We start from the raw sequence: 19863 nt of genomic DNA on the forward strand, positions 1-19863 counted from the left end.
CGGTCGTTGGCGGGAGAGCCTCAGCCGAACCGCTCGTGGTCCTCCAGCACCGCGTCGATCACCCGCAGTTCGTTGGCGGCGCCCACCGGGTCCGTACCGATGCATCCCGTCAGGTTCAGCAGCGACTTCCACAGCGACCACCCGCGGGCCCGTGCCCAGGTGCCGGAATCCTGGCCGACCGCGTGCCGGAACGCCTCCCGGCTCTCGCCGGAGAACAGCCCCCACGCGATCACCAGATCACAGGCGGGGTCACCGACCCCCGACGTACCGAAGTCGATGACGGCCGTCAGCTCACCGCCGTCCACGAGCAGGTTGCCGGAGGCGATATCGCCGTGGAACCACACGGGCTCCCCGCGCCAGGGCGCTGCGAGCGCCGCCTCCCGGACCGCGCGGGCCCGCCCGGTGTCCACGTGGCCCTCCAACGCGGCCAGGCAGCGCCGGGTCTCCGCGTCGTAGTGGGCGGGCGAAGCGCCCCGGTACCAGCTGTGCTCCCCGGCGGCCGGCCCGTCGGTCGCATCGCACCGCTGGAGAGCGAGGACGAAGTCCGCCACGGAGCGCGCGAACCGGGGAACGTCGTCGATACGGTCGAGGGCCGCCGTCTCACCGCGCAGCCAGCGGCGGACCGACCACGGATACGGATAGCCCTCGCCCGGAGCGCCCAGGGCCAGCACCGGGGGAACGGCGACCGGCAGCGAAGGGGCGAGGCGCGGCAGCCAGTGGTGCTCCTTCTCCACGGCGGGGACGTAACCGGCCGCCGTGGGCAGCCGCACCGTCATCGCGTCGCCCAGGCGGTACGTCCGGTTGTCCCAGCCGTCCACCGCCACGGGCGTCACCGGAAGACCGCTCCAGTGCGGGAACTGGGCGTCGATCAGGCGTTGCACGAGCGCGGCGTCGATTCCGGCGCGGCCGTCGGGGTGGGGGGATGCCATCCGGCGATCATCACGCCGCACGATCGGCCGAAGCAACCGGATTTGGCCCGACGGCGCGGTTCACGCCGAGTGCTCCTCCCGGATGTCCTCGATGAACGCGGTCCAGGCGATGGGCCCGAAGGTGAGCGCGGGTGCGGTGGGGGTCTTGCTGTCGCGTACGGGGACGAGGTCGGGGAAGGTGTCGGAAACCTCGACGCAGTTTGTGCCGCCGCCGTCGCTGTAGCTGGACTTGCGCCAGTTTGCGGCGGAGAGGTCGAGCGTGTGGTTCATGGTCTGTGCTCCTCCAAGACGCCCCGGATGAAAGCCAGCGAGTCCGACGGGGACAGCGCCCGATCTCGGACCCGATCGTAGGACAGCCGATAGTCGGCGACCTTGTCGGCCTCGTCGATCAACTCGCCGAATCCGTTGCCTTCCACGTAGGCAACGGAGCTGCCGTCCCGTGCCCACAGCAACCACAAATGACTGCCCATGAGGCCGTGGATTCCCGCGGTGAACGGGAGGACTTGAAGGACGACGGACGGCAGCTGGGTGACCTTGACCAGATGCGCCAGCTGGTCCACCCAGACCCCCGGATCGGCAGTCGGCCGACGGAGAGCGACTTCGTCCAGAATCACCCGCACCTGGGGTGCTGGGTTGCGGTACAGCAGCTCCTGGCGACTCATACGCGCGGCGACCTGCTCCTCGATCAACTCCGCCTTGTCATCCGCTGTCTGTGACGCCGACAGCACCTCGCGCGCGTACTCCTCCGTCTGAAGCAGGCCCGGAACGGCCAGCTGATACATCCACATGATGCGGGCCACGTTCTCCAGCCGCATGAACTCCTTGTACCGGTCCTTGAAGACCTCCTTGCGCGCCACCTTCCAGAGCTGCACCAGCAGCCCCCCGGAGTCGTAGAACCGGTCCAGGTCCTCCATCACCGCCAGCTTGGACAGGCGTTGGCTGACCTCCAGGCGGTACAGGTAGCTCTTGTCGTAGCGGGTCTCCTCGGCGAGCTGGCCGAGGGACCGGCCCGACTTCTCGCGCAGGTACCGCAGCGCCCGCCTGAGCGCGGCGCGGCCGGACTCCTCGTCGGTGGTGGTCAGTTCAGTCATCAACGGCCCTCCGTTGTCCTGTGCGCGGGCAATCGCGTGCCCCTGTCCGAGCGTACGGCGCAGTCGTAATCATCGAGTCACGATCCGTCATCGCCACCCGATGGTGGGACGCCCCCCACCGCGTCAGGAGCAGTCATGGCCCACCTCCCTCCCCGCCTCCTTCCCTGGCTCTCGCCGGAGGGCAAGCCGTGCTGGCTGAGCACCGACGATCCCGACAGCCGGATGTCGCGGCTCGCCGATGACATGGAGGACGAGCAGATGGAGTGCGGCGAGCAGGTCTGCGCCGGGGCGCGGGCCGTGCTGGCGGACCGGGCGGCGGGGGAGCGGGCGGTGCGGTTCGCGCTCAGCCGGGCCACGGAGTCGCTGGCGGACGTACTGCGCATCGCGCACAGCAGGGGGCTTCGGACGCAGCGGGAATCCCCGGCGAATGCCGCGCAAAACTGAACCGAACCGCCACTTCGTACATACTGTTCCGCCCCCTTGACCACATGGCCGTTCGATTACAGTGCTGCGCAGTTACCGCGCGGTCACACCTGGGCGGTCCTACGGGGAGGGGCACGGTGAGCACAGGGACCACGGCTGTCTGGGGCCGTGCCGAACAGCAGGACTTCCGCAGCCGGGTACGGGGAGCGCTGCTCGGCGGCGCCATCGGGGACGCGCTCGGCGCGGGCGTCAGCGGGCTCTCGCTGGAGGAGATCCGCGAGGCGCACGGCCCCGACGCCGTCACCGATCTCGTCCCCGCGCACGGCGGACGCGGCCTCGTCACCGCCGTCACCCAGCTCAACCTGTTCACCGTGGACGGGCTGATCCGCGCCCAGGTCCGCCGCGACATCGGCGCCTGGCACCCGCCCACGGATCTGCACCGGGCGTACCTGCGGTGGGCCGCCACCCAGCACGACTGGGGACCCGACGAGCGCCGCAAGGACAACGGCTGGCTCGCCGGGCAGGAATGGCTCTACGCGCGCCGCGCCCCCACCCGGGAATGCCTCAACGGCCTCGGTGACACCGTCATGGGCACCCTCGACCGGCCCAAGAACCCCGCCGCGCACGATGCGGCGCCGCTCACCCGGTCCGCGCCGTTCGGGCTGCTGGTCGGCTGGGAGCCGCAGCTCGTCCTCCAACTGGCCGTCGAGTGCGCCGCCCAGACCCACGGCCACCCCACCGCCCTGCTCTCCTCCGGCGCCCTCGCCGTGATGGTGCACGGGCTGGCACGCGGCGAGACGCTGGACGGTTCCGTGCAGCAGGCCCTCGCCCTGCTCGCGGAGCGGCCGGGGCACGAACCCGTCACAGAGGCGCTCCGGCAGGCCCTCGGCACCGTGCGGCAGGGCATACCGGGGCCCGCGCTCATCGAGTCCCTGGGCGCCACGGACTCCGCGGAGGAGGTGCTCGCCGTGGCCGTGTACTGCGCGCTGGTGGGCGAGAACATCCGGCACGGACTGCGGCTGGCCGTGAACCACGGCGGACCGTCGGCGGCGACCGGGGCCCTGTGCGGGGCACTGCTCGGCGCGCTGCACGGCGAGACCGCGCTGCCGCCCGCCTGGCTCGCGGAACTGGAGGGCCGGGCGACGCTGCTCGAACTCGCGGACGACTTCGCCATGGAGATGACCCAGGGCCCGGCCCTGCACAGCCCGGCCGCCGTCGCGGCGGGCTGGCTGGCGCGCTACCCGCGCGGCTGAGTGGTGAAGGCCCAGGGCCTGTCTTCAAACTGCCGTCTGCCGGGCGACGCCATGCACGCACTCTCGCCGCACCTGACGCCGCCCGGCCGCCCTTCGGGCAACGACGGCAGTTTGAAGACAGGCCCTAGGGCCGAAGAAGGGGTGCGGGGTGGGTTACGGGACGCCGCCGCATCCCGTGACCCACCCCGCACCCCCGTTCCGTGGAACCGCGCGGGTCAGTCCTTCGCGCCGGGCCCGCTCCGCAGGTTCTCCGTCCCCTCGGTGAGCGCCGCGTCCTGGGGGCCGGCCTGTGCCGGTACGGTCGCGCCGGTGCCGGGACCGTCGCCGTCCGTGTTGATCCGCTCGATGATCGCGTCGCGCTCCGGGGTGTCCTCCGGCTTGATGAAGCCGATGACGATGAAGAGCACCAGCGAGATCGCCAGCGGCAGGGCCACCTGGTACTGCAACGCCACGTCCGTCTTCGTCGAACCGTCGAAGTTGTAGTTGGTGAAGTAGAACGCCAGCAGCCCGGCCGCCCAGCTGACGAGCGCCGCTGTCGGTCCCGACTTACGGAACCGGCGCAGCAGGCCCAGCATGAACGGGATCGCGATCGGACCCATCAGACCGGCGACCCACTTGATGACGACGGAGATGATGTCCTTGAACGTCGGTGAGTTGATCTGGGTCGCCAGCGCCATCGACAGCCCCAGGAAGCCGAGCGTGGACAGGCGCGCGGCCAGCAGCCCGGCGCGGGCGCTCCAGTTGCGGGCGGCCTTGGAGAAGACCGGGGCGATGTCACGCGTGAAGACGGCCGCGATGGCGTTGGCGTCCGAGGAGCACATGGCCATCGTGTGCGAGAAGAAGCCGACGACGACCAGGCCCAGCAGACCGTGCGGCAGCAGCTGCTCGGTCATCAGCGCGTAGCTGTCGGAGGCGTCCGGCTTCTCCGCGTGGACCAGCAGCGGGGCGCACCACATCGGGAAGAACAGGACCGTCGGCCAGACCAGCCACAGGACTGCGGAGAGCCGGGCCGAACGGGTCGCGGAGGCGGCGGAGTCCGTGGCCATGTAGCGCTGGGCCTGGTTCCACATGCCGCCGTTGTACTCGAAGGTCTTGATGAACAGGTACGCCAGCAGGAAGGTCACGGTGTACGGGCCGGCCGTCGGGTCCGTGTGGCCCTCGGGCAGCTTGTCCCAGACCGTCCACAGCGTGCTGAAGCCGTCCAGCTTGCTCATCGCGGTGACGAGCATCGCGACACCGGCGAACAGCTGGATGATGAACTGCCCCAGCTCGGTGAGCGCGTCGGCCCACAGGCCGCCGACCGTGCAGTAGACGGCTGTGATGATGCCGGTGATGAAGATGCCCTGGGTGAGGGTGATGCCGGTGAAGACGGAGAGCAGGGTGGCGATGGCCGCCCACTTGGCGCCGACGTCCACGATCTTCAGCAGCAGACCGGACCAGGCGAGCGCCTGCTGGGTCTGGATGTTGTAGCGGTTCTTGAGGTATTCGAGCGGCGAGGCGACGTGCAGCCGTGAGCGCAGACGGTTGAGCCGGGGCGCGAAGAGCTTGGCGCCGATCCCGATGCCGATGGCGATCGGCAGCGACCACGTCACGAAGGACGTGACGCCGTACTGGTACGCGATTCCGGCGTAGCCGGTGAACATCACGGCGCTGTAGCCGGACATGTGGTGCGAGATGCCGGACAGCCACCACGGCATCTTTCCGCCGGCCGTGAAGAAGTCGCTGACGTTGTCGACACGCTTGTGGGACCAGAGTCCGATCGCGATCATCACGCCGAAGTAGCCGATGAGCACGACCCAGTCGAGACTGTTCATGTGTCCCCTCCTGGGGTCCGCCTTGTGAACGGGTACGCACTTCGTCAGTACGGCCGCTCAGCGGGGCCCCCGTGCGGGAGCGGGGACTTCGGGGATTGAACCGCCTGTTCGGTCCCCCGGTCAAGGTCTCTCGCGGTCAGAGATGTGAACGCAGATCAGTAAGCCGAACGATTTTACGGGTTCTTGACTCGCGGGGGCGTTGTCGCGAACGTGACGGCGGCCACACCATGAGCAGGCACTTCGTCAGGCTGTGCAGAGAACGAGGACACGTCCAGGAACGCCGAAGAACGCAGAGAGACCGCACGGGATGCGGGTCCCGTGCGGCCGAGAAGGAGGAGAGCTCCGTACGAGAGTCTCAGCGCATCAGCTCGCCCGCGTTGACCAGCAGCGACTGCCCGGTGATCGCCCGCGCCCGGTCGGAGGCCAGAAACACCGCGGCCTCCGCCACATCGCCGTCCGTGGCCAGCTCGGGTAGCGCCATGCGCTCGGAGAGCCTCCCCAGCACCTCGGCCTCCGACACCCCCTCGGTGTGGGCGGTGAACTGTACGTAGGCCTGTACCGGCGGCCCCCACATCCAGCCCGGCAGCACCGTGTTCACCCGGATCCGGTGCGGCCCGAACTCTCGGGCCATGGAGTACATCGCGGAGGTCAGCGCGCCCTTGGAGGCCGCGTACGCCGCCTGCCGCACCTGGGACGGCGCGGCCACCGCGGACTGTGTGCCGATGGCGACGACCGAGCCGCCGCGCTCCTTCAGGGCGGGCAGGCAGGCGCGCGTCATCCGCAGGGTGCCGAGGAGGTTGACGTCGATGACCGACTTCCAGGTGTCCAGGTCCGCGTCCTCGATGCCGCCGAAGTAACTGTCCCAGGCGGCGACATGGACGACCGCGTCGATCCGCCCGAACCGCTCGACGGCCAGCGCCGCGAGCGCCTCGCACTGCGCCTCTTCGGTGATGTCGGTCGGCAGGTGCGCGGTGTGCAGCCCCTCGGGATCGATCTCGGCGGCCGACTTCGCGAGATTGGCGGCGGTGCGCGCCCCCAGTACGGCGTTGCCCCCGTCCCGTACGACCGTGGCCGCGATCTGATGGCCGAGCCCGGCGCCCACCCCGGAAACGATGACGGTCTTCCCCGCGAGCAACATCGGCGCCTCCCGGCCCTGGCAGTTTTTCTGACGGGGCGTCAGAGTAGGTGGCTCCGGCGGAGTACGGAAGGGGAACGGCATGAGCGAGGAAACACGGGACGAGGCGGCGGGCGGGACGCGGAGCGGGACCTACGCCGAACTGGCCGCGCTGGGACCGTACGGGGTCCGTCCCGGCCACGCGCTGATCACCATGGTGGAACCGCACCCGGGGCACGAGTACGCGTACAACCGCTGGTACGAGGACGACCATTACTACGCGGGCGCGATGGCGATGCCGTGGATGTTCGCCGGGCGGCGCTGGGTGGCCACCCGGGAACTCCAGGAGCTGCGGTACCCGGAGAAGTCCGCGATCGCGACACCGGTCGGCGCCGGCTGCTACCTGTCCACTTACTGGGTGACGGAGGGGCGCTACGACGACCACATGAAGTGGACCGTCGGGATCAACAAGCGGCTGAACCGGGACGGCCGGGTCTACCAGGACCGCACCCATGTCTTCACGGCGTTCCAGGACCACGAGGCGACGGTCTACCGGGACGGCGCGGCGGGCCCCCGCGACTTCCACGCCCTCGACCATCCCTACCGCGGACTGGTCCTGGAGGTGATCGACGCCGAAGGTCCCGAGCAGCGGGCCGAGTTGTTGGAGTGGCTGCGCTCGCGGCATCTGCCGAAGCGGCTGAGCGGTTCACCCGCGGCGATGGTGACGGTGTTCCGGCCGACGCCGCTGCCGGGCGACCGGATGACGTACGTGAAGCAGGTCGAGGGCGTCGACACCCGGCTGACCCTGCTCTGGTTCCTCCAGGAGGAGCCGGGGCGGTGCTGGGACGAACACTTCACGGGGCTCGACGCGGCGGTCGCGGAATCGGGCCTGGGGCGGGTGGAGCTGGTGGCGCCATTCATCCCGACCGTGCCGGGCACGGACCGCTACGTCGATCAGCTGCGCTGACATCCATCGGCTGCGCTGACGTTCATCGGCTGCGCTGATGTCCATCGGTGGTGCTTCCCACGGCCTCGCGGTGAGCCCCCTCGGCCAGGACGGCGAACCGGGCGAGAGGGCTACCCGCAGCACCGGGTCGGTGCGGCGACACAGCGTGGGAACTCATCGGTCAGGCGTCGAGCGCGCCCTTGGCGACATCGCGCACGAACGCGTTCCAGGCGCCGGGGACGAAACCGATCGAAGGGCCCTCGGGGACCTTCGAGTCACGTACGGCAATAGCACGCACGAGAGGGGACCTGACTTCGACGCAGGCGCCGTTGCCCCCGGAATACGACGACTTCGTCCACTTATCCGTAGCACCCTGACGAATGGCCATGTTCACTCCGGTTCAGAGAGTTGTGTGAGTGGCGCCAACGATGTTCAGCTGGCGTGATCGACGCTACTCGCCAAGCTCCTTGTGTGAAGGGGCCATTCACTCGACCGGATGGCATATACCATGCTGGTCTTCCATTGCGAGGTAGCGGCGGTGTACCGTGCCGCCGCCCCACTCGTCACATCACTTCTCTTCTCTCGTTCCGGGGTTCAGAACGGGTCCAGCCGGGTTCGGAATGGGCTCAGGACGGGTCCAGCCGGGTGTAGCTCTTAGCGATCTCGTCGATGAAGATCCGGGTCTGTTCCACATTCAGGGCCTGTGCCCGCAGGTGCTCGTACATGACGCTGTACAGCTGGACGTCATTCGCCTTCTCCAGATAGAGATCGCTGGTGACTCCCTCGATGTAGACGACGCTGGAATCCGCGGCGTCCGGGAATTCCAGGATGGCGTACTGCCCGTTGATCCCGGGGTGGGCGCCCATGTCGAACGGGAGCACCTGGACGGTCACGTGCGGCAGGTGCGAAAGCTCGACCAGACGTTCCAGCTGCTCGATCATCACCTGCTTGTCGCCGACCAGCCGGCGCAGCGCGGACTCGTCGATCACCGCCCACAGCCGCAGAGGGTGCTCGGGAGAGTTGATCCGCTCCTGGCGGCGCGAGCGGACGCTCACGCGCTTGTCGATGTCGGTCTGCGGCGCCTCCGGCAACGCGCCCTTGATCAGCGCCTCGGCGTACTGCCGGGTCTGCAGCAGGCCCGGGATCACCTGGGGTTCGTACACCCGCAGCGATTCGGCATCGGTCTCCAGACCGATGTAGACGCTGTACGGGATGTCGCCGAAGGCATGCCACCAGCCCTGCTGGCGGGAGTCCTTGGCCATCTGCATGAGCGATTCGACGACCCGGACGTCCTCGACCTCGTACACCCCGCAGAGGTCGCGGACATCGCGCTGGCTGATGGAACGGCGGCCGTTCTCCAGGCGGCTGATCTTCGACTGCGAGACCAGCAGTCGCTCTGCCACCTCTTCTGCGGTCATGCCCTTGATCTCGCGCAGACGGCGCAATTCCTGACCCAACCGGCGTCGTCTGACGGTGGGATTGACGTTGGACGGCACGGAAACGGCACCTCCGGCTATGTAGCTGTGCGTATCTACTGCTCAGCAGATTGCCACCCTCGGCCCCGGCCGCGCTGGAAAACGCACACACGCAGCGGCGCGGGGCAGTCGGTGGTACCGACTGCCCCGCGCTTGGTGCGGCTCCCGGACCGGGTCTTTGGGGACGTCGGTGCGGCGGTATTCGGTTGTTGCGGTGATGCGTCGTGCAGCAGTGTGATGCGGTGGTGCTGCCGTGCGGGTGCTGCGTCGGCGCTCGTGCCGCCCTAGTGGGCCGCGGTGTGCGCCATGCTGTCGCGACGTGACTGCGACTGTGCTTGCGGTTGCAACGGAACGCCGGCCGCCTGGTTGCGGCGCGGCTGTGCGACCGCCCCGTTCTGGACGTCCATGACGGCGTGCGCCACGAGACCGCCCATCGGGTCGTGTCTGATCAGATCCCGGAGCCGGGAGCGCGAAGAGCGCCCCTCGTTCCCGGGGTACAGGTGCTTGCCGAGTCCGACCGCGTGGGCCAGTGCGGCGAGCGCCGCGGTCCGCGGGTCCGGCGGTACGCCGGTGCGGATCGCACTGTCCAGCCGGGCCTTGATGTCCCGGCTGATTGCCGTGTCCGTCGCCTGGTAGCGAGTTGTCGGCAGCACTCCGCACATCTGGCCCGCCACGGCATGCACCATGCCGCACCGCTCCAGATGAGCGAGGTAAATCTGGCGAAGCCCCAGTCGGGGTCCGCCAATCCAGTGGACGGCCCGGACCGGGCTGCCGCGTCTGCGCAGCAGTTCCAGTGCGGAGTCCAGAGTCGGATCTCCTGTCGGCCGTGGCATCACCACGGCGATACGATCCCCGTCAGGGGCTATCCGTCCTGCCAGGGCCAGCTCTACTAGCTGGGCTCCGGCGAGGCCGAGGTCGAGCGACTGCGGCTGCGCTGTGGTACCCGTGGTCGGGTCCAGAGCGAGCAACAGAAGCTCCTCCGGAATTGTTCTGCGGCTCCTGCCCATCCATGCCTCCCCGCGTGGATGAGTGACAGGGTGACCCCTCTCACATCTGTCTGTCGAGGGTGCCTGGGTGCTTTGTGCTGGAACCAGTAGGTATGTCGTTCTCGTCTAGCAGCCCAGCTGAGGGTTCACACGGGACACTGGTAGATGGTTCGGACAGCGCGGGGATGTCCCCGTGCCGCATGGAGGAGGCATCGGTGGCGGGCGAGTCCCCCGACAAGTCGGAGCAGCGGAAGTCGTCGGGAACGGCTCGGAGCGAGCACGATCCGCGGCTCTCGGTGTTCCGCGAACCCGCCGCACCGGCGGAGTCCGGCGGCAGGACGGACACGGCGACGGCCGTTTTCGGCACGCAGCGGTCCGAGTCACCGGCCGACGGCGAGTCCGCGGCCGAGTCCGACGTGGTCGCGGCGGAGGCCCCTGAAGGCCCTGGGAGCCAGGTGGACGCCCCTGAGGCCGCTTCGCGCGCCCCGGAGGAGCCGGAGGAGCCCGAGGAGCCCGCAGGGCCCGCGGAGGGCGACGAGCCCGCTGGGGCGGCGGACGCGGCGGAGGCCGATGCGGCGGATTCGGTGGAGGAGCCGGAGAAGCCGGCTGCCGAGCCGGAGAGCGGTGCGGCGGGGTCCGAGCCCGAGTCGGAGTCGGAGTCGGAGTCGGAGTCGGAGCCCGAGGAGGGCGATGCGCGGCTGCGTGCGGCGGTTGCCGCCTGGGTGTCGACGGACGGCGAGGCTGACGGCGGCCCGTCCGACGAGGAGCCTGTGGCGGTAGCCGACGATCCCAGCTCAGGGTCCGAGGAGTCCGACGAGACCGACAAGGACGGCGGGGACACTGCGTCGGACTCCGAGCGGAAGCCCGAGACGGAGCCCGAGACGGAGCCCGAAACCGAGCCCGAGACGGAGCCCGAAACCGAGGCCAAAACCGGTCCTGACCTCGACGAAAACTCCGCCGCAGAGCCCAAGTCCGACGCAAAGTCCGACGCAAAGTCCGACGCAAAGTCCGACGCAAAGTCCGACGCAAAGTCCGACGCGGAGCCCGGTATCGACCAGGCGACCGCCGTTTTCAAGGCGCCCAAGCTGTCCCGCGTCGACCAGCCGACGACCACGCTGAAGATCAACCCGCCGTCGGCCGCGAAGCCGAAGCCCGGGTCGGGGCCGGACTCCGCCCGGGAGTCCGAGCCCGAGTCCCCCGCGGAGCGGACCAGCAAGTTCGTACCGCTGCGCGCCGACGACGTACGGCCGGCCCCCGCGCCGCGCAGCCCCGGGGCGCCCGCCCCGGAGTCCGGTCCGGACCGGCCGGGGACCACCCCCGCGTGGGGCGCCCAGCTGCCCGGTGACGTGTCGCCCGGTGACGTGTCGCTCGGTGGCGCCGAGCGGACCAGGCAGCAGCCGATGCCGCCCAGGCCGCCGCTCGACCTGCTGGCCGAGCTGACGAACACCCCGCCGCCGCCGGAGACCCCGGTCCGCACGGCGGTGCGGAGGGTCAAGATCTGGACACCGCTGGTGCTCCTGCTGCTGATCGCGTTTGCAATCGTGCAGATGGTGCGTCCGCTGCCCGAGCCCGCGCTCGTGATGTCGGCGGAGTCCACGTACACGTTCAAGGGCGCGGACCTGAAGCTCGAATGGCCTTCGCAGGGGCAGTCGGCGGTCGGCGTGGACGGTGTCGGTTCGCTCGGCTCCACGGGAGCGCAGAAGCCGGCGCCGATCGCCAGTGTCGCCAAGATCATGACGGCGTACGTGATACTCCAGGGCCACCCTCTCGCCGGCAAGGATGAGGGCGAGAAGATCACTGTCGATCAGCAGGCGGAGGACGAGTCCAAGGCGGAGGACGAGTCCAAGGTGCCGATCAGCAAGGGGCAGCAGTTCACGGAGAAGCAGATGCTGCAGCTCCTGATGATCCCCTCTGGCAACAACGTCGCGCGGCTCCTCGCCCGCTGGGACGCCTCGTCGGAGGCCGCCTTCGTCACCAAGATGAACGACGCGGCCAAGAAGCTCGGCATGAGCCACAGCACGTACACGGACCCGAGCGGTCTGAAGAAGACCACCGTCTCCACCGCCGACGACCAGCTCAAGCTGGCCGCCGCCGTCATGAAGAACGAGGTGTTCCAGGGGATCGTCGACACCCCGCAGATCAAGGTCGACGGCATCGACACGACGATCTACAACAACAACACCATCCTGCTGGAGCCGGGCGTGAGCGGCATCAAGACCGGTTCCTCCACCCCGGCGGGCGGCAATCTGATCTGGTCGGCCAACACCATCGTGGACGGCAAGAAGCTGTGGATCTACGGCGCCGTCATGGGGCAGCAGGCGGGAACCGGCCAGCCGTACGACAGCCTTGCGATGTCACTGTCCGACAGCCTCAAGCTGATCAAGGGCGCGCAGGCGGCCGTGACCTCCGCCAAGGCGGTGCACAAGGGCGACGTCGTCGGATATGTGGACGACGGGTTCGGCGGTCACACCCCGCTGGTCGCGACCAAGGACCTCAAGGCGATGGGCTGGCAGGGACTCAAGGTGGAGCTCTCCGTCGCCGGTAAAGGCAAGGAGATCTCGCGCACCATGAAGGCGGGCACGGAGGTCGGCATGGTGACGGTGGGAACGGGCAGCGGCCGGGTGAGCGCCCCCGTCGCCCTCCAGCAGGACCTGACGGAACCGGGCTTCGGCCAGAAGCTGACCCGCGTCAGCTGATCCGGCGAGCGGGGCGGCCGACAGGCCGAGCCCCGGCGGGCGCCGCCCCCTGTGCTCACGTGACGCGGTTCACGCGAGCACAGGGGGTCCGGAACCTTTCCGGCCGACGTCAGAGGCTGCGTGCTAGCGTCCCAGGGGCAACGCGTGTATCCCGGAACGCGTTTTCCGGCACTGACGCCCACGCTGCAAGCAGGCCGGCGGTTCCACCGCGTCCGGGGAAGGACGGGGAGAGTCGCAGTGACCACTGCTGAGCCGACACGGGCGAAGAGCAGCGAAGGCCGGATGCGGGGGCCGGGCGGGGAGACCGTGCCGGAGGGCGTCGGCCGGTTCGACGGTTTCAAGCGGCGCTGCGCACGCCATCCGGTCCTCCTGACGACCGCGGTGGCCGCGGTGGCGCACATCCTCTGGTTCTTCTTCTTCGCGAACAGCGGCGGCGACATCGCGGCCCAGGACGCCTGGGCCGAGTTCGTCGGCCGGCACCCCGGTACCGCGTACAACTTGGCCTGGTACGGGGGGATGCACCCCGTCTCGTACAGCGTCGTGTCGCCGTACCTGATGTCGGTGCTCGGCGTCCGTACGACGATGATGATCGTCGGTACGGTCTCGGCGGGGCTGACCGCGCTGATCCTGGTCAGGGTGCGGGCCGTCCGCAATCCGATCGCGTGCTCGATGGCCGGTGTCTTCGCGTACCTGTGCAACGCGATGTCGGGCCGGGTGACGTTCGGCCTCGGCATGATGTTCGCGGTCGGTGCGGTGGCGGCGGTGTTCTGCTGGCCGTACCGATGGCGGTACAAGCGGTGGGCGAAGGCGGCTGTCGCCGCGCCGCTGGCCGGACTCGCGACCGCCGGCAGCCCCGTGGCCGGGCTCTTCCTCGGTGTGGTCGCGGCGGCCCTGTTCCTGAACAAGCGCCGCCCCGGTGCGTACGCGCTGGGGCTGGCGCCGGTCGTGGTGGTGGCGCTCTCCGCGTGGCTGTTCCCGTTCTCCGGTACGCAGCCGATGTCGATCGCGACGCTGTCGCTGCCGTTCGTCTTCGCGGCCCTGGTCTTCTTCCTGGTGCCGCGCGACTGGAAGACGGTACGGACGGCGGCCGCGGTCTACGGCATCGGGACGCTGCTGACGTACGTCGTGGACTCGCAGATCGGCTCGAACGTGTCGCGGATGGCGATGCTGTTCGCCGGGGTGGTGCTGCTGGCCGCGCTGCCGTACGCGCGGCCCCGCTCCCGGCAGTGGTACGCGCTGGTCCTCGTGTTCGCCGGGCTGAACTTCTGGACCGGGTTCAAGGGCGTGGACGACATAGTCCGCACCGCACCCGACGCGTCCTGGGCGCGGTCGCTGGCTCCGCTGGTCAACCAGCTCCAGACGGTCGGTGCCGAACGGGGCCGGGTCGAGGTGGTCCCGCCGAACAGCCACCGGGAGGCATCCGCGCTGGCTCCGGTGGTGAACCTGGCCCGCGGCTGGAACCGGCAGGCCGACATGGAGCGCAACCCGCTCTTCTACGACGACACCCTGAACTCCGTGAACTACCGGCAGTGGCTGGACCGCTGGGCCGTGCACTACGTGGTGCTGCCGCAGGGGTCGCCCGACTCCAGCGGCGCGGTGCAGGAGGCGGAGCTGGTCAGCAAGGGACTGCCGTACCTGAAGCCGATCTGGTCCAACTCCAACTGGCGGCTCTACTCGGTGGACAGCCCGGTGCCGCTGGCCGATCCGCCGGCGACGGTGGACGAGGCCGGTGCGGGGGAGCTGACCATCCATGTGAAGAAGGCGGGCCGGGTGCTGATCCGCATCCCGTACTCGCGTTGGCTCGCCGTGCTCGACGAGGAGGGCCGCAGCGTGGAGCGGCCCCAGGAGACGGAGGAGTCCAAACGCCGCGAGGACAAGGACATCCCCGGGGACTTCGTCAACGCGAACGGCTGCCTGATCAAGCTGGAAGAGGACCAGTACGGCGACGAGTGGACGGAACTGCTGGCACCGCGCGCCGGTGTGTACCGGCTGGGCGCGCCCTACCAGCTGTCGCCGGGGACCCCGTGCCCGGAAGAACTGCGCTGACGGGAGCGGGGGTCTGACCGGGAGCGGGGGTCTGACCGGGAGCGGCGGCTGACGGGAGCGGCGGATGCCGGAGGGGCGGATGCCGGAGGGGCGGGCGCTGGAGGGGCGGATGCCGGAGGGGCATGAACTTTCCACCTCGGAAAGTTCATGCCATCCCGGCAAGCGTCAGGCCGCTCGTGTCGTGTGTCCTCGGAAAGGATTCGGTGTGCCCATGTCGTCGTCGCTGGAGAACAAGTCCGCGCTCCCGGAGGGCGGTGGCGGGACGACGGTGTGCGCCGAGGACGCGCTGAAAGGTGTGGAGAGCGCCAGGGAGCGGGCTCGCCTCAAGGCCGGGCTGGCTCCCGCGTGGTACGGACCGGCCGCAGCGGTGACGCTGGTGCTGCCGAGCGTGGTGCAGGCCTGGAGCATTGACAGGGGCGGCTGGGCGACGGCGGTGGCGCTTCTCGTGTCGCTCCTCGGGCTCGCGGCCGTGTTCGCGCTCGTCCGGGCGGCGAGGCGGGCGGCGGGAGTACGGGTGACGCGTTCCCTCTCCTCGCGCCTGAGCCGGAGCCGGGTCGCGCTTCCGGCCGTCCTGGCGGCGGGCCTGGTGGCGGGCGGCTGCTGCTGGGCGTCGGGGGCCGGGGCGGCTGCGGCCCGGATCACGGCGTTCGCCGTAGCGGGGCTCGGGGTGTGGGGCGTATGCCTCGTCCGTAACGCGGCGATCGGTCGCGCGCTGAGAGAGCTCGCGTGAAGGACGATCCGCCGGGACGGGAGCGGGCCGCCCTTGACGAGACCATCCACCACTCGACCCGGCTGGCCGTGGTCGCCTTTCTCTCCGCGTGCGACGAGGCGGACTTCGCCGCCGTCCGCGACGGCTGCCAGGTGTCCGACTCGGTCCTCAGCAAGACCGCGTCGGCGCTGGAGGCCGCCGGCTACCTGCACGTCCGCAAGGGGCACGTCGGCAAGCGCCCCCGGACCTGGCTGTCCCTCACCCCCGCCGGCCAACAGGCCCTGGCCGGCCACGTCGCGGCCCTCCAGAACATCGTGACCACGGCCAGTGGAGCGGCCACGACCGCCCGGGAAGCGCAGGAGCCGAGGGTGCGACCGGTGCCGTCCCCCGAATGACTGGCGTCGCGAGGGCTGACGTCGCGCGCGGGTCACCCCCAACCGACGCAGGCCGGTGCCCGGCGGTTGTCCGCCGGGCACCGGCCCTTCCGTTCCGTCGATCGTCCGTGCTGTCAGGGCCTCATCGTGACGGCCCCGGCATCACGGTGCCAGCGTCTGGCCGAGGTGGGCCGCCGCCGGGGTGCCGAGGTTGGAGCGGCCGTAGTAGAGGGCGCCCTTGGCGGAGATGCCCGCGCTGCCGCTGTCCAGCTGGAGGAAGACGCCGTCGCCGGCGTTCTCGCCGTCCGCGCCGATCGCCAGGTCCGCACGGCCGTAGCCGGACAGGTCCTGGAGGAGGACGGAGGAACCCAGCCGGTCACCGGACTCCGTGTCACCGGAGACGTCGGCCGTGTCCTGGCTGTAGGTGACAGAGCCGGTACCGGAGATTCCGGTGGAGGTGCCCTTGAAGAGGATCACCGCGCCGGCGTCCACCCGGCTCACACCGGCCCGGGTGATGTCCTCGTTCGGGGATCCGGCCATGACGTCCGCGTACCCGTCGAGGTCGTAGTCGCCGACGGCGACGGAGGCGCCGAGTTCGTCGCCCGCCTCGCCACCGCCCGGCACACCGGCGGAATCCTGTCCAAGAGTGATCGCGCCGGTCGCGCTGCAGCCCGCCGGACGAACCCTTGAGCCACAGGACACGGGAAATGCCGCTCGGGTCACGGAAGTTGACGGCGGCGTCCGCGTAACCGTCCCGGTTGAAGTCGCCCGTGGCGACGGAGGCGCCGAGCTGCTCACCGGCGGCGCGGGTCGCGGTGGCCGTTCCGTACGACGTGCCGGTGTTGAGCGCGGGGCCGTACAACACGGAGATCAGGCCCGAGTCGGCGTGGCCGCTGGTGTCGTCCTCGCCGGGCGAGCCGATCACGAGGTCACCGTGTCCGTCACCGTTGACATCGCCGTACGTGTTGGACGCACCGAAGAGGTCACCGGACTCGCTGCTGCCCGGGACACCGGGGCTGTTCTGGTCGATGATCGTCCCCGCGGAGGCGACCGGTCCGTCGTCGCCGCCCGGGACTACGGTGAGCGAACCGGCGCCGCTGCCCGTCTGCGGAGCCCCGCGACCAGGTCGGTCACGCCGTCACCGTCGAAGTCCGAGCGGGTGAGGGCGTGCGAGATGCCGGGCGAGGCGGCGAGGGTACGGACCAGTGGCAGCTTGCCGTACAGGGCGTCGCCGCGGCACAGCGTGGCGTTGGTGTCGCGGTGGCCGAAGACCCGGGGCAGTGTGATCGAGTCGCCCTCGGCGACCTTGTTGCCGTCCTGGCCGAGCGGTGAACCGGACACCAGGGTCACGTTGGAGCTCGGGCTGATGCCGTACATGCCGAACTTCCAGGCGACGACCCGGGAAATGGCCTGCAGGCCTGCCCGGGTCGGCTTCAGCGTCATCGTGTTGCCGATGTACGAGATGCCGGCCGTGTTGGTGTTGAGGCCGACGTCGTGGGCGCCGGTCACCGGGAGGTCCATGCCGCCGCTGCGGCCCTCGAAGATCTGACCGCAGCGGTCGACGACGAAGTCGTAGCCGATGTCGTAGCCGATGTCGTAGTAACCGCGGGCGAAGTGCTCCTGCTGGATGGTCCGCATCCGGGCCATCGACTGGCTGCACGGGACGCCGTTGTCCTGGTCGACGCCCGTGTGATGGATGACGGCGGCCTTGTCTCCTGACCGTATTCGGGCGTGCCGTCGTAGTCCGTGGAGGCACCCCACTGGGCCTGGGCGATGATCGGCGGCTTGACGACGGTCGAGGGCAGGGGAGCCGGAGCGGTCGGCGCCGGGGACACCGTCGCCGCCCCGCTGGGCGTGGCCGGGGCCGTCGGGGTCGCGGGACCGGTGGGAGGTGTCGTCAGGGTCGCGGGGTTGGCAGGAGTTGCCGTCGGGGCCGGCGTGACGGCTCGTGCGGACGCGACGGTCTTCGGGGCGCGGCCCGTCGGGTCGGTGCCGGGATCGAGGAGCTTCACGTCCATGCCGGGCGGGAGCGCGGAGGCGGAGCCGTCGGTAGCGACCACCCGCACCTCGACACCGTCCGAGGGCCCGGTCCACACCGCGGAGGTGCCGCCGCCGCAGGTCGCCGCGTCCTCGGCCTCCTTGCCGTCCGCGGAGAAGGGGTCGTCCGGCAGCGCCTGCCAGCCCGACCACTTACCGGTCCCGGCCGCCTTCGAACGTCTCTGGGCCGTCCCCTTGAGCTTGGCGTCCGGGTCCGACCAGGTCAGCAGGGCGGCGCTGTACTCCTTGGTGTCCTGCTTCGGCAGCCCCTTGCGACCGGCACCCTGGCCGGCGAGCTCGACCGTACGCACGGCCGCGGACCGCACCTTGTGGTCGACCGCCGTCCCGTTCCCGGCCGGACCTGGGACGGCGTAGGCCGCCGACCCCACTCCGCTCAGGACGAAGACGCCGACGGTCAGGAGCGCCCGTCTCCTCAGGCTCAGTGGTCTGTGCGTGTGCTCCTTGCGCGTGTTCAATTCCCCACCCCATTGGTTCAATTCGTGGTCACGTGAGTACTGCAAGTGTTCTTGTGAGTCTTGGAGTTCAGCGTCTGTGAAGCGTGGAGCGTCACACCAAGAGGCGATTCGGGCCCGGCTGTTGGGCGCGGCGGCCTGCGAGAAGTGGCGTCAGCCGCTGGTCGCCTCGGCGTTCGCCACCGGGACACCGGCCAAGTGGATCGCGGTGGTGCCGATGACGGCCCAGGCCGCCCGTGATCTGAACATCAGTCCCCCCAGGGATGCCGAGACTCGCGCCGCGATCCCACCAGGTGTGACGTGGAGACCGCGGCTGGAAGGCCTTTCTGTCGGACGGCTCTGACATCGGGCTGGGGTTTTCCGCCACGGAGCCGAATCGATCGGTTCATCACCCGGTCCAGCTGCCACGGTCCGGAACGTGGAGCACCGTCACGCCGGCCGTGCGCAGTGTCTCCACCGACGTGTCGAACTGGGGGTGTTGCGCATAGGCGGCGTTCACACACGGCATCGCGACCGTCGGGATCCGTTTGCCGATACCCTCCGCCACGACGCCGACGACGAACGTCGATGTGATCCCGAGGGCCCACTGATTGATCGTGTTGAAGGTGGCGGGGGCGAGGAGGGTGACGTCCGCCTTGGGCCATACGTCCGGCTGCCCGGGGGAGCTTGTACTCCGAGCGCGCCGGGTGCCCGGTCAGCCCGAAGGGCCGAGCCAGTCACACCGTGTGGCTCCGTGGCGTCCCCGGCGGGACCTGCGGAACCTGCGTGACCCGTCAGGGCATGCGCAGGCCACCGGCCGGCAGACCCAGTTCCGCTTCTGCGAGTGTGCGGCCAAGGTTGGCGAGGGGCTCCATGCGCCGGTCGCCGCTGGTGTTGATGTACGCGCTGGCGCCGTCCACGACGGCGAGGATGCGTACGGCGGCCGCCCACGGATCCTCGCAGCGGAACGCCTGCTCACGTACGCCTCGCGTGATGATCTCTTCGATCCGGTGGCACCAGCGCAGCTCCTGGCTGACGACCTGGTCGCGCAGCACGGGACGGTAGCGGGACAGGTGCCGCGCGTTGATCCAGAGCTTGCTCACGTTGTCGAACTCGGTGTCCGAGATCAGGGTGAAGAAGCGCTGGAGGGTGGCCAGGGGCTCGCCGCTCCCGGGCTCGGCGGCCGCCGTCTCGGGCAGCAGGCCGTCCAGCTCCGCCGTGGTGGCGCTGGTGAACGCCTCTGCCACGAGTTCCTCGACCACGGGGAAGTAGTGGTGGATGAGTCCGGACTGCACACCGAGGCCGTCGGCGATCCGCTGCCGGGTGACGCACTCCAGGCCGTCTTCGAGCCCGACCTGCGCGGCAGCTGCCACGATCTCGCGTCGGCGTTCGGCCGCCGCTTTGCGGACTTGCCTCTCAGGACCCCTTGACGTCATGGCGAGGATGTTATTGGCTGTGCAGCCAAATGACAATTGGCTCTACAGCCAATAAATGGATCGCCGCTCGAACGGCTGCCGT

General features: G+C 69.8%; 19 protein-coding genes and 2 pseudogenes. 8 read left to right on the forward strand and 13 right to left on the reverse strand.

Translation table 11 applies throughout. The features are described 5' to 3' along the window. Positions 1–20 precede the first annotated feature (20 nt). The 3 genes from RLT59_RS22495 to RLT59_RS22505 are packed head-to-tail and all read right to left on the reverse strand — an operon-like array spanning position 21 to position 2020. Complete coding sequence (locus RLT59_RS22495; protein WP_311305061.1) at positions 21–929, reverse strand: aminoglycoside phosphotransferase family protein; 909 nt, start codon at positions 927–929, stop codon at positions 21–23. Between the two features lie 60 nt (positions 930–989). Further along, the gene (locus RLT59_RS22500) at positions 990–1199 is read right to left on the reverse strand and encodes a DUF397 domain-containing protein (protein WP_311305062.1); all 210 of its coding nucleotides are present in this window, start codon (positions 1197–1199) and stop codon (positions 990–992) included. After that, positions 1196–2020: a helix-turn-helix domain-containing protein gene (locus tag RLT59_RS22505; RefSeq protein WP_311305063.1), complete on the reverse strand. Its 825-nt coding sequence runs from the start codon at positions 2018–2020 to the stop codon at positions 1196–1198. Before RLT59_RS22505 ends, RLT59_RS22500 begins: the two co-directional genes overlap by 4 nt. Before the next feature lie 135 nt (positions 2021–2155). On the opposite strand from RLT59_RS22505, the gene RLT59_RS22510 reads away from it, so the two are divergent. Together RLT59_RS22510 and RLT59_RS22515 are read left to right on the forward strand one after the other, a co-directional pair. Continuing rightward, positions 2156–2464, forward strand: a complete 309-nt coding sequence (locus RLT59_RS22510) for a hypothetical protein (protein ID WP_311305064.1) — start codon at positions 2156–2158, stop codon at positions 2462–2464. 116 nt (positions 2465–2580) lie between these two features. Further along, a complete protein-coding gene (locus tag RLT59_RS22515; RefSeq protein ID WP_311305065.1) occupies positions 2581–3696 on the forward strand; it encodes an ADP-ribosylglycohydrolase family protein in 1116 nt (371 codons plus the stop codon). A 215-nt stretch (positions 3697–3911) separates the two neighbouring features. Here the strand turns inward: RLT59_RS22515 and RLT59_RS22520 are convergent, their stop codons facing one another. Beyond that, positions 3912–5510 (reverse strand): sodium:solute symporter family protein, encoded by a 1599-nt coding sequence (locus RLT59_RS22520; RefSeq protein WP_311305066.1) that lies wholly within the window; start codon positions 5508–5510, stop codon positions 3912–3914. Positions 5511–5865: 355 nt separating this feature from the next. Next, positions 5866–6648 (reverse strand): SDR family oxidoreductase, encoded by a 783-nt coding sequence (locus tag RLT59_RS22525; RefSeq protein ID WP_311305067.1) that lies wholly within the window; start codon positions 6646–6648, stop codon positions 5866–5868. 79 nt (positions 6649–6727) lie between these two features. On the opposite strand from RLT59_RS22525, the gene RLT59_RS22530 reads away from it, so the two are divergent. Further along, positions 6728–7591, forward strand: coding sequence for a hypothetical protein (locus RLT59_RS22530; RefSeq protein WP_311305068.1), 864 nt, complete (start codon positions 6728–6730; stop codon positions 7589–7591). Positions 7592–7751: 160 nt separating this feature from the next. Here the strand turns inward: RLT59_RS22530 and RLT59_RS22535 are convergent, their stop codons facing one another. From RLT59_RS22535 to RLT59_RS22545, 3 genes are all read right to left on the reverse strand, one after another. Further along, a complete protein-coding gene (locus RLT59_RS22535) occupies positions 7752–7958 on the reverse strand; it encodes a DUF397 domain-containing protein (RefSeq protein ID WP_024491268.1) in 207 nt (68 codons plus the stop codon). A 238-nt stretch (positions 7959–8196) separates the two neighbouring features. Then, a complete protein-coding gene (locus RLT59_RS22540; RefSeq protein ID WP_311305069.1) occupies positions 8197–9066 on the reverse strand; it encodes a type II toxin-antitoxin system RelB family anti-toxin in 870 nt (289 codons plus the stop codon). A gap of 263 nt (positions 9067–9329) precedes the next feature. Further along, a complete protein-coding gene (locus RLT59_RS22545) occupies positions 9330–10052 on the reverse strand; it encodes a GOLPH3/VPS74 family protein (RefSeq protein ID WP_024491270.1) in 723 nt (240 codons plus the stop codon). Between the two features lie 194 nt (positions 10053–10246). Here RLT59_RS22545 and RLT59_RS22550 point away from each other — a divergent pair, with 194 nt between their 5' ends. The 4 genes from RLT59_RS22550 to RLT59_RS22565 all read left to right on the forward strand — a co-directional run bounded on the left by RLT59_RS22550 (position 10247) and on the right by RLT59_RS22565 (position 15877). Continuing rightward, a complete protein-coding gene (locus RLT59_RS22550) occupies positions 10247–12727 on the forward strand; it encodes a D-alanyl-D-alanine carboxypeptidase (RefSeq protein WP_311305070.1) in 2481 nt (826 codons plus the stop codon). A gap of 237 nt (positions 12728–12964) precedes the next feature. After that, on the forward strand, positions 12965–14773 hold the full coding sequence (locus RLT59_RS22555) for a DUF8823 domain-containing protein (RefSeq protein ID WP_311305071.1): 1809 nt from the start codon (positions 12965–12967) through the stop codon (positions 14771–14773). Between the two features lie 211 nt (positions 14774–14984). Next, positions 14985–15503 (forward strand): hypothetical protein, encoded by a 519-nt coding sequence (locus tag RLT59_RS22560; RefSeq protein ID WP_311305072.1) that lies wholly within the window; start codon positions 14985–14987, stop codon positions 15501–15503. After that, entirely contained in the window at positions 15500–15877 is a 378-nt protein-coding gene (locus RLT59_RS22565; RefSeq protein WP_311305073.1) for a winged helix-turn-helix domain-containing protein, read from the forward strand. Before RLT59_RS22560 ends, RLT59_RS22565 begins: the two co-directional genes overlap by 4 nt. 141 nt (positions 15878–16018) lie before the next feature. On the opposite strand, the gene RLT59_RS22570 is transcribed toward RLT59_RS22565, so the two are convergent. The 3 genes and pseudogenes from RLT59_RS22570 to RLT59_RS22580 form a co-directional block, all read right to left on the reverse strand. Continuing rightward, positions 16019–16480: an FG-GAP repeat protein gene (locus tag RLT59_RS22570; RefSeq protein WP_311305074.1), complete on the reverse strand. Its 462-nt coding sequence runs from the start codon at positions 16478–16480 to the stop codon at positions 16019–16021. A gap of 130 nt (positions 16481–16610) precedes the next feature. Next, a pseudogene (locus RLT59_RS22575) lies at positions 16611–16889 on the reverse strand (FG-GAP repeat protein); the annotation flags it as partial. Positions 16890–16930: 41 nt separating this feature from the next. After that, complete coding sequence (locus RLT59_RS22580) at positions 16931–17503, reverse strand: N-acetylmuramoyl-L-alanine amidase (protein WP_311305075.1); 573 nt, start codon at positions 17501–17503, stop codon at positions 16931–16933. A 99-nt stretch (positions 17504–17602) separates the two neighbouring features. Here RLT59_RS22580 and RLT59_RS22585 point away from each other — a divergent pair, with 99 nt between their 5' ends. Next, on the forward strand, positions 17603–18268 hold the full coding sequence (locus RLT59_RS22585; RefSeq protein ID WP_311305076.1) for a hypothetical protein: 666 nt from the start codon (positions 17603–17605) through the stop codon (positions 18266–18268). A gap of 486 nt (positions 18269–18754) precedes the next feature. Here RLT59_RS22585 and RLT59_RS22590 read toward each other — a convergent pair. After that, positions 18755–19064, reverse strand: a pseudogene (locus RLT59_RS22590) (flavoprotein); the annotation flags it as partial. A gap of 75 nt (positions 19065–19139) precedes the next feature. Then, positions 19140–19781 (reverse strand): TetR/AcrR family transcriptional regulator, encoded by a 642-nt coding sequence (locus RLT59_RS22595; RefSeq protein ID WP_311305077.1) that lies wholly within the window; start codon positions 19779–19781, stop codon positions 19140–19142. Positions 19782–19863 lie beyond the last annotated feature (82 nt).

This window comes from Streptomyces sp. ITFR-6, assembly GCF_031844725.1.
GTDB lineage: Bacteria > Actinomycetota > Actinomycetes > Streptomycetales > Streptomycetaceae > Streptomyces.